This is a genomic window from Streptomyces sp. NPDC027663, assembly GCF_055566415.1.
In genome coordinates this window covers 1-9195 of record NZ_JBVHSK010000032.1, presented here as the reverse complement: position 1 = coordinate 9195, position 9195 = coordinate 1, and the positions used below count along the sequence as shown (strand labels likewise).

The 9195-nt window shown below is 66.5% G+C and carries 6 protein-coding genes and 4 pseudogenes; 6 read left to right on the top strand and 4 right to left on the bottom strand.

What is annotated here, in order from left to right; translation table 11 throughout:
- Positions 1-112 precede the first annotated feature (112 nt).
- Together ACZ4SF_RS37890 and ACZ4SF_RS37885 are read right to left on the bottom strand one after the other, a co-directional pair.
- Positions 113-964: an IS5 family transposase gene (locus ACZ4SF_RS37890; RefSeq protein ID WP_468393573.1), complete on the bottom strand. Its 852-nt coding sequence runs from the start codon at positions 962-964 to the stop codon at positions 113-115.
- Positions 965-1017: 53 nt separating this feature from the next.
- The gene (locus tag ACZ4SF_RS37885) at positions 1018-2412 is read right to left on the bottom strand and encodes an MFS transporter (RefSeq protein WP_468393579.1); all 1395 of its coding nucleotides are present in this window, start codon (positions 2410-2412) and stop codon (positions 1018-1020) included.
- 174 nt (positions 2413-2586) lie between these two features.
- Between ACZ4SF_RS37885 and ACZ4SF_RS37880 the strand changes: the two genes are divergently transcribed.
- Both ACZ4SF_RS37880 and ACZ4SF_RS37875 read left to right on the top strand, forming a co-directional pair.
- Positions 2587-2952, top strand: a complete 366-nt coding sequence (locus ACZ4SF_RS37880) for a winged helix-turn-helix transcriptional regulator (protein WP_412828268.1) — start codon at positions 2587-2589, stop codon at positions 2950-2952.
- Positions 2953-3370: 418 nt separating this feature from the next.
- A complete protein-coding gene (locus ACZ4SF_RS37875) occupies positions 3371-4117 on the top strand; it encodes a hypothetical protein (RefSeq protein WP_468393570.1) in 747 nt (248 codons plus the stop codon).
- Between the two features lie 1301 nt (positions 4118-5418).
- Here the strand turns inward: ACZ4SF_RS37875 and ACZ4SF_RS37870 are convergent.
- Positions 5419-5518: pseudogene (locus tag ACZ4SF_RS37870) on the bottom strand (IS982 family transposase); the annotation flags it as partial.
- A gap of 393 nt (positions 5519-5911) precedes the next feature.
- On the opposite strand from ACZ4SF_RS37870, the gene ACZ4SF_RS37865 reads away from it, so the two are divergent.
- Complete coding sequence (locus ACZ4SF_RS37865) at positions 5912-6535, top strand: RNA polymerase sigma factor (RefSeq protein WP_468393567.1); 624 nt, start codon at positions 5912-5914, stop codon at positions 6533-6535.
- 77 nt (positions 6536-6612) lie between these two features.
- On the top strand, positions 6613-6921 hold the full coding sequence (locus ACZ4SF_RS37860) for a hypothetical protein (protein ID WP_468393576.1): 309 nt from the start codon (positions 6613-6615) through the stop codon (positions 6919-6921).
- 59 nt (positions 6922-6980) lie between these two features.
- On the opposite strand, the pseudogene ACZ4SF_RS37855 reads toward ACZ4SF_RS37860, so the two are convergent.
- A pseudogene (locus tag ACZ4SF_RS37855) lies at positions 6981-7707 on the bottom strand (transposase).
- Between the two features lie 425 nt (positions 7708-8132).
- Here ACZ4SF_RS37855 and ACZ4SF_RS37850 point away from each other — a divergent pair.
- Positions 8133-8985 (top strand): annotated as a pseudogene (locus ACZ4SF_RS37850) (IS5 family transposase).
- 60 nt (positions 8986-9045) lie between these two features.
- A pseudogene (locus ACZ4SF_RS37845) lies at positions 9046-9195 on the top strand (IS5/IS1182 family transposase); the annotation flags it as partial.

Here is a 9195-nt window from a genome sequence, read left to right as displayed (position 1 = left end):
GCAATCCCCGCAACTACCTGGCCTTTCTCGGACTCGCGGCCGCCCTCTGCTGCTACAAGCGACTCGTCCGCCTCACCACGTAGGACACGGTCTTAGAGCGTCCGCCAGTAGGTCACCGGATGCGGGGGCTTCGTGGGCGGTTGGGCCAGCGATAGAGGGGCCACGCCCGGCGGATGAGGCTACGGATGGTGGTGATCGCGGTGGCGAGGGCGATGAAGAAGTCGATGCAGACGCGGCGACGTTCGGTGCACCGGCGGAGCTTGCCGAAGTTGTACATCCACGAGTTCGTGCGCTCCACGACCCACCGTCCGTCTGTTTGGATCGGGGTCTGTTCGCCCCGTTTGGCGATCTTCGCGGTGATGCCTCGTGTGTCGAGGTCGGCGTGGACCGGCCGGTAGTCGTAGCCCGCGTCCAGGCTCAGCGCCGGTTGCTCGGGCAGTGGGCCCAGCGTCTTGGCGAGGTCGTCGTAGCGGTCGAGGGTGGCGGGCAGCAGGGTGTGGTCGCGGATGTTGGCTGGTGCGGGCTCGGTGACCAGTGGGATGCCGTAGGCATCGGTGAGCTGTGAGCGTTTGACACCTTGTTTGGCCCGGTCGACGGGGCTCTTGCCCGCGCACTCGCCGCCCGAGGGAGCCTTGGTCTGGCAGCCATCGGCGGCGAGTTGTTCCAGGCCGAGGCCCATCATGCGGTCGTAGGCGGAGAGCGCGGCCAGGCGCAGGGCCTCGCCAGCGCCGGCGGCTATCCACTCGTCACGGCGCCTGCGCAAGGTGGTCGCCGAGCACGTCGCGTCCGCCACTCGCTCGTACCCCATCCCGGACACCAGAACCTCGATGAGCTTGTCGAAGATCACCTCGTTCGGGATCCGTCGACGATGGCATCCCAGTGGATGGGTAGTGACCCGCTGCGGCAAGAATGCAAGGAACTCCTCGCGGATGGGAGCGATGATCAGCGATGGCACGACAGGCACATCTCCTCCTGCGAACACAGATCCTGCCCGGCCCGGGGCGGCGTCGCCGTCTGTCAGCGAGTGGCGTTCTCGATGACCGGCTTCTTCTCGGCCGCTGGACGTTGTGTCGTGGTGGGGGAGCGCAGCAGAGTGGCGGCGAGGAGGAGAGCAGCGGCGACGATGCACGAGCCGCTGCGGAGAGCGAGTTGGTAGCCGCCCGTGAGTGCGGAGATGGTGTTGGTCCCGTTGCCCAGCAGGGCATTGGTGTGTGAGGCGGCGAGGGTGCTGAGGGCCGCGAGGCCGAAGGCGCTGCCGATCTGCTGCATGGTGTTGAACATGCCGGAGGCGATCCCCGAGTCCTGGGGGGTGGCCGCTGACATGGCGAGCGTGGCCAGCGACGGCATCGCGAGGCCGAAGCCGATACCGAGCGGCAGCAGTGCGGGCAGGACGTCCACGAGGTAACTCCCGCCTGCCGGTACGCGGCTGAGGACGGCGAGGCCCGTCGTGATCAGGAAGAGTCCTGGAAGGAGGACGGCACGGGGGCCGAAGCGGGAGATCAGCCTGGGTGAGAAGCCGAGCGACAGTGCGCCGATCGCGACCGAGACCGGAAAGATGCCGAGGCCGGTGTGGACCTCGTCGAAGCCGAGTACTTTCTGCAGGTAGAGCACGCACAGGAATTGGAAGCTGAACATCCCGGCCACCATGAGGGCCTGGATGCCCATGGCTCCTGAGACGTTGCGTGAGCGGAACACGCGCAGTGGCAGGAGCGGGTGACTTGCCTTCGCCTGGCGGGTGACGAATGCCAGGAGCAGGACGAGTGCCGCAGCGCCGAAGCCGAGTGTGTGCGCGGATGCCCAGCCGTAGCTGGTGGTCTCGACGATCGTGTAGACACCGAGCATCAGCGCGGAGGTGACCAGGAGGGCGCCCACGGCATCGACCCCCTCACCGAGGCCGATGCCGTGCTCGGACGCGAGCATGCGCCCGGCCAACAGCGTGGCCACGATGCCGATCGGAACGTTGACGAAGAAGATCCAGTGCCAGTTGATGGTCTGGGTCAGGACGCCGCCGGCGAGGAGGCCCAACGAGCCACCGGCTGACTGGACGAAGCTGTAGACGCCGATGGCCTTGGCCCGTTCCTTCGGCTGTGGGAAGAGCGTCACGACCATGCCGAGGGTGACGGCGGAGGTCACCGCGCCGCCGATGCCCTGGACGAACCGGGACGCGAGCAGCATTGCCGAACCCTGCGACACCCCGCACAGCAGCGAGGCGGTCGTGAAGATGCTCAAGCCGGTGATGAAGATGCGTTTGCGCCCGATCAGGTCGCCGAGCCGACCGGAGAGCAGCAGCAGACCGCCGAAGGGGACCAGATAGATGTTGACCACCCAGGCCAGGCTCGACGAGGAGAATCCGAGGTCTTGCTGGATAGCCGGCAGTGCCACGTTCACGATGGTCCCGTCGAGGATGACCATCAACTGACCGGCGCAGAGCACGGCCAAGGCCGCCCAAAGGGATGTTGGTGCTGAGGAGACGGTTCTGGGCACGAGGCCCCCTTCCAATGGTGCACGACTTGTTACAGCCGTCATCTTCTGTAACCATGACGCGCACCGGAAGGAGGCACTTTCGTGTCACGCAGTCACACAGATGTGTCCGACCAGGTCAGCAACGAGGCGTGCCCGCTCACCGAGGTCCTCGACCATGTCGCCGGAAAGTGGAGCATCGGAATCCTCGTCGCCGCCGCGAACGGGCCGGTCCGGTTCACCGAGTTGGAGCGCGCCATCACGGGCATCAGCCGACGCATGCTCACCTTGAACCTGCGCAAGCTGGAACGCGACGGCCTGCTCATCCGGACCGTCTACCCCACCGTGCCGCCCAAGGTGGAATACAGCCTCACGCCCATGGCCCGCGAACTCCACGCGACCCTCACTGGGCTCGTCGGCTGGGCAGAACGCCACCGAGCCGACATCACCACCGCTCGCGCCACCTACGACGCCGCCGCATCGGCTCCCTGACACCTGCGGAGGGGCCCGGCAGGCGTTGAACGATCACCTATTGGCGGACGCCCTTAGTGGTCAAGTTCGGCCATGCAGGCGGCGTGGCTGGCACCGAGGTAGCCGCATCCGACGACGGTCATCTTCATGGCGGGGTAGTCCCTTCGGGTGGGGCCACCGGCGGCAGCAGGCGGCTGCCATCAGGGCCTGCATGCGGGTGCGGTCGAACCGGCCGCCGCGGGCCAGACCCTTCTCGAGGAGGGGACGGTAAGCGGCGGGCGCGTGGGTGAGGGCGGTGGTGATCTGTGCGTCGGCCCATTTGGCGAGCTGGCCGTTGAGCCAGGCGGGGACCGGGAAGGCGAAGCCGAGCGATGCGCCTGCCCAGGGCGCAAGGGGCTCCATACGAAGTCGTAGTCGGCACCGACGGCAAGGAGAAGGTGTGTTCTCCTCGGTTAGCAAGCCGACCGCCGAAGCCGTCGACAAGCGCTACGCCGGAAGTGTGATCCGTGAAGTACCGCGAAGAGCGTCGCAGCCGCCAAGAAGAAGGATGTCGAGTAGCTCACTTGTTCTCTCGACGCCGCTTCCCGAGTCTGGTGTCATGGCTCGGGGGTGGCTCGTGCGCGACGACGAATGGCAGTGGCGACCTTGCAGCGACTTGGAACATGCCTTCGTGGGTGGCGCGTTCCCGGTCCGTAACGGTAAGCACTGGCCCGTTGACTGGCCGTTCCTCGAAGCCCAGGAACGAGACTGGGTGTTCTTGGAGGACGGCAAGGGGGACCAGTGCTGCACCGTTGAGCCAGTGAGGCGGAGGGGGCCTTACTACCCAACCCGTCACACCTTCCCCAGCCCTGACGTCCTCCTATGGCTGGCACCCACAGTCGGCGCGATGATTGTCGCCCCGTTCTTCCAGACGCTATCGGCAAAAGCAGGCGAGGGCGTGCACCAGCTCATCCGGAAGCGTTTCCATTTGCGACGCAGTGCCCAGCAAATCCCGCCTGAGCACCAGCTCCTGATCCTGCGCAGTCTTGATCAGGGGATGACTGTGACGATGCCCGGCGACGTCACAGATGAGGCCTTGCAGGCGTTCATCGATCAGATGCCTGAGTTGCTAGCGGATGATCCGCAGGCGGAGCACATTCTGATCGAATGGCGGGGAGGGCCCCATTGGAAACGGACGATCACCTGACCGTTGGTCCGCCACTGCCCCAGCGGTAAGGGAAGCGAGGTGACAAGACGGCACTGTGGGCGCCGCCGAGAAGGCCCCGCCGCACCGCCGCCGTGACCGCCGGTGGCACCGCCTGAGGGGGTAGGGCGCGGTAGGGCAGCAGGGCGTCACCATCCGAGCCGTCACCGATACGGGGGTGGTCCACAGCGTGCATCCCGGCACCCCCGAGCCGGGCACGGCTGCCGACGCCTACGGCGCCCTGCCCGACGGGGGATCTGCACCCGTCCGGTGCAAATCGGTCAGGATGCCGTCCGCACACTGCCGGAGGGCGCGGTGCTTCCGCTGTACGTGGCAGGCACCGGGCAGCGGTGTTTTCGAGGACCGCGGCATCGTCGCGGTGTACCCGGCCGGCTGAACGGTCGGCGTGGTCTGTGCGCAGGCCGAGCCTCACGGCGTCCCGTCCGTGGACGCGGGGCCGGGACGCCCGCCCGGCCTGCGGGGGCGGCCTGAGCACGAAGGTCCAGCTTGCCGGCGACAGCCGCCATCGTTCGACCGTGTTGCGCTGTTTGTATGCCTCGGCATCGAAGGCGCCCGGTCCCCGTTGACCAAGCCGCGCATGCGCTTCCGTCTGCGGCTGGACTTCCGCCCCGACACCCCGCTGTTCCTGATCCTCTCACTGGGCCGTGAGGACTCCCCGTTCGAGCTGGACGAGTACGAGCTGCGGCTGAACGGCAGAAGGTCGGCGAGGTCGACGGCATCGAGGACGACGATGCGGTGCTGGGCTACTGGCGCAACGGCACGAAGATGCTCACCCTCAACTCCAGCGCCCGCAGTCAGTGCACCGGTTGCGTGTTCTGCCCCAACACCCTCGAAGACGCTCCCGACCCGAAGATCAAGGCCCTGGAGCTACCCGGCTACCTCGGCGCTCTCACGGCGAACTCCGGCATGCGCGACCTGTCGGCGGTGGAGACGGTCACGGTCTGCACCGGCTGCTTCCTCTACGAGCACCTCGCGCTGGATCATCTCGCCGAGGTCCGCGCGGCGATCGGCCAGAACGGCTGCGCCGGCACCTTGCACTTCCTGTCCTCGGTGCTGAGCAGCGACGAAGGCATGGATGCCGCCGCCGGTCTGGGCCCGTTCCACCTGACGCTGACCGCCGAGTGCTTCACGGGCGGCGGCAGATCCTCGAGGAGTCCAAGGCCAAGCTCACCCCCGCCAGATGACCGCCGCTCCGGCGCGGTGAACTGCCTCAGTAGAAGACGATTCCGAGCGCCGCACGATGACGACGCAGGCCAGTCCGGGAAGCCAGACGCTCGGAAGTGGGTCAGCCGGGGCGGACGGCCCAGCCAATCGGGTACCTCCGATCTCGTGGTCGATCTTCACGTACAGGTCGGTCAGCAGGGCGTCCAACTCATTCGTCACAGAACGATCTCGGAAGCCCTGTCTGCGGACACCGGGGCCAGCCCCGTCCGCTCCACCAGTCGTCTCCGGCTGTGCCGCTGGGCGGCCGGTTCTGCGACGTGGCGCGGCGCGCGCCGTCGTTTCCCGGTCTCTGCGCGCCGCGTGCCGTGGCTGCGGGAGCGAAGTTCAAAAGAGACTTCGGCGGGAGGCGAATCCTTTTCGGATCTCCCCGCCTCTTGTCTGTGTACCGGCCGACCGGGCCGGCAGAACTGGGAGGGACCACCAATGATGGTCACTAGCCTCGTAGTGATCGGAGCCCTGCTCGTGAGTGCGTGCAGCTGGCACCTGATGCGGCGCTACAAGAGCCGCAGCTGACCACCTGCCCGTAGGGCGCCTTCCAGGTAGGAGTCTCAGATGAACCAACGCTTCACTTGGCCGGACGAGCGGCTGATCAAGGCCGCTCAGGACGGCGACGTCGCTTCGCTCACCACCGTCGTCATGGAATCGCAGCCTCATGTGCGCAGGTTCGCCATATCGCTGTGCTCCTCACCGCAGGACGCGGAGGACGCGGCGCAGGAGGCGCTGATCATCCTCTACCGGAAGATCGGCACTTTGCGGGCCACTGGCGCGCTTGCCTCATGGATGTTCCGGATCGTGCGCAACGAATGCCTCAGACAGGTACGGCTGCTCGTCTCACGGAGCGACGAGGCGACGGCCGAAGCGGAGGCGACTGTGGAACCGTCCGCCGAGGACGCGGTGCTGCACAGGCTGGAGGCGGAGCGGATCGCGGCTGCGGTCAGCGTCCTTCCCCGTGACCAGCGGCAGGTTCTGATCATGCGGGACGTACAGGGCCTGCCCGGCAAGACCGTTGCCCATTCGCTCGGTCTGAGCAACGCCGCGATGAAGTCGCGGCTGCACAGAGCACGCGCAGCACTGCGTCACTCTCTGGCAGTGACAGACCAACCACTCGGTCAAGCCGCCGATCAGGCGCGCGATCAAGCTCTCGACCAACCAGTAGGAGGAGTCTCACGACCGTGAAGACTGTGAAGACCGTGAACATCGCGAGCACAGTGAAGCCCGTGCAGGGCGCGAAGGCTCAGGCCGCCGCGCCCGGGATGAACTTCGCCAGCAAGTCCGTCCCGCGCCATCTGGCGCGCGGCGCCATCGGCTTCGGCCTGATCATCGGCTTGATCGCCCTGGTGCCCGTCGCCGGCCCGGCCACCCTGCTGGCGGCTCCGTTGGCCCTGCTTGCCTTCCGTGGCTGCCCTACCTGCTGGATGGTCGGCCTGGCACAGACCATCTCCCTCGGCCGTCTGGAACGCCAGTGTGTGGACGGCGTCTGCACCCTCGCCAAGACGCACACCGCGGCGAAGGCCACGGACGAGCCGACAGCCCATACCAACGTCCCGGCTGCTTCCCGGTGACCACGACCGCTGATCATTCGGAAGTACTCGTCTAGAGGTGGTCCCGTAAGGGGCGTGAGTTATCCAGTGAGGGCCAGGTTGTGAAGCCGGGCGATGCCGAGCATCGCCCGGTGAACGCCGTGGCCCCTGAGCCGACAGTCCCGTAGGACCCTCCAGTTCTTCAACCGCGACAGGGCGTGTTCCACCCGGGCTCGCGCCCGACGGTGGACGGCGTTCTCCACTTCTTGCTGTGGGCTGAGGTGAGTCGGACCTCGACGTCTGCGGTGCAGGAAGAGCAGGCCGGTGCCCTGGTATCCGCCGTCGGCGATGGTGGGAGGCGCCGCGGCAGACCCGGTCGACGCCGGACTCCGTGAACGCCCGGCAGTCGTTGCGGCTGCCGGGAAGTGGCAGGCCGATCGCCACCACCAGGCGCCTGTTGGCGTCGATCACGACGTGCAGGTTGGTCGAGTACCGATAGTTTCTACTGGACGCGGACACGCTGCGATCACGGGTGGGCACCAGGGTGCCGTCGACGACGTGGACGGTGTCCTTGCGCGGCCGTCGGGCCAGCGAGATGGCCAGCAAGGGTGCGAAATGATCGAGGATGCGGTCGGCCGCGGACTTCGAGGCCCCGAACGACGGCGCCACCTGGCGTAACGTCAGGTTCGTGCGACAGTACGTCTCGATCAGCAACACCCGGTCCTCCAGCGGCAGTCGCCACGGCCTGCCCCTTCGGCCATCTCTGCTCAGCACCGCTTCGGCGAGCCTGAAGGTGCCGTGGAGATCACCGACGTTACGACGCAGGATGGTTGAGGCACCGTAGACTCGACTGGGCAGCGGCTCGGCTCGGGCTTTGTCCGGGCAGGGCCGTCGCCATTCGATGGAGCCGGATCACTTCCGGCGTTGCCACACGCTCCTGCGCGCGCGTGAACCTCAACCTGGCGCGGCGTTCCAGCCGATCATGCCCCAGCCCGGATCCGGCATGCCCGGAAACAGACAGAACACGTCCGGCATGATGTCCCCTCAGTCACGACTGTCAGAGGGGGGACATGAACACCCGCATCACCACAGCCGCACTCATCGCGGCATCCGCGGTCGCACTCACCGCCTGTAGTCCAGCAGCGACTCCGACACCAAGAGCGCCCCCCAGCCCTCAGAGGGTACCTGATCTAGGTAGTTGGTAGTTAGGGATGTTTTTGTGACTGCAGGTGTTGGTGGTCGTTGAACGAGGTGTGAGTGGTCGTCGTCCGTACCGCAGTGATGTCTCCGATGCCCGATGGGCCTTGAGCGAACCAGTCTTCACGGCCTGGCGAGCCAGGCGGACCGGACCCGGAAGCGGCAGCGCGGGTGCACGAGCTGCGGGAGATCGTCAACGCGATCCTCTACGTCAACCGCACGGGCATTCCGTGGGGGTACCTGCCGCATGACTTCCCGCCGTACAAGACCGTCTACGACTACTACGCCAAGTGGGAAGCGGACGGTACAACCCAGCAGGTCCGCGACCTGTTACGCGACAAGATCCGCCGGGCACACGGGCGCAGTGCGGGGCCGACTGCGGCCGTGATCGATGCGCAGAGCGTGAAGACCTCGGCAAACGTCGCCGAGACCAGCCAGGGCATCGACGCCGGCAAGAAGATCAAAGGACGCAAGCATCACCTGATCACGGACACCCTCGGTCTGGTGCTGGCCGTCCTCATTGCCGCCGCGAACGTGCACGACACTACCGGCGGCAAGCTCCTGCTCGACGACCTGGCCGCGGAACATCCCAGTGTGACCAAGGTCTGGGCCGACGGCGGATACCAGAGCAGCATCTTCAACCATGGAGCCGGGCTCGGCATCGATGTTGACGTGGTGCAGCGGCCGCGGACGAAGGGGTTCGAGCCGCTGCAGAAGCGGTGGGTGATCGAGCGAACCTTCGGCTGGCTGATGCAGCACCGCCGTCTGGCGCGGGACTACGAAGCCCTCCCGCAGAGATCCCGGACGATGATCCACTGGGCGATGGCTAACAAAATGTCCCGCGAACTGACCGGAGAATCCACACCAACCTGGCGAATTGAAACGGACATCCCGGTCACATCAGTGTGAACGATGATCAGATGTCCTCTAAGACGTCATCTCATTTGGATTCTTCGGTAGCCTGCTGGCGTGGGGATTGTTGAGCGGCTGGTGCCGGATGAGTTGTGGGAGCTGTTCCAGCGGGTGGTGCCGGAAGCGCCTTCCCGACCGCAGGGCGGCGGCAGGCGTCGGCACGGTGACCGGGAGGTGCTGGCTGCGATCGTGTTCGTGGCCACGTCG

Excerpts from the sequence above, each read along its gene's own strand:
- ACZ4SF_RS37885 (WP_468393579.1), bottom strand. The coding sequence starts at position 2,412 with ATGGTCATCCTCGACGGGACCATCGTGAACGTGGCACTGCCGGCTATC.
- ACZ4SF_RS37865 (WP_468393567.1), top strand. The coding sequence starts at position 5,912 with ATGAACCAACGCTTCACTTGGCCGGACGAGCGGCTGATCAAGGCCGCT.
- ACZ4SF_RS37860 (WP_468393576.1), top strand. The coding sequence starts at position 6,613 with ATGAACTTCGCCAGCAAGTCCGTCCCGCGCCATCTGGCGCGCGGCGCC.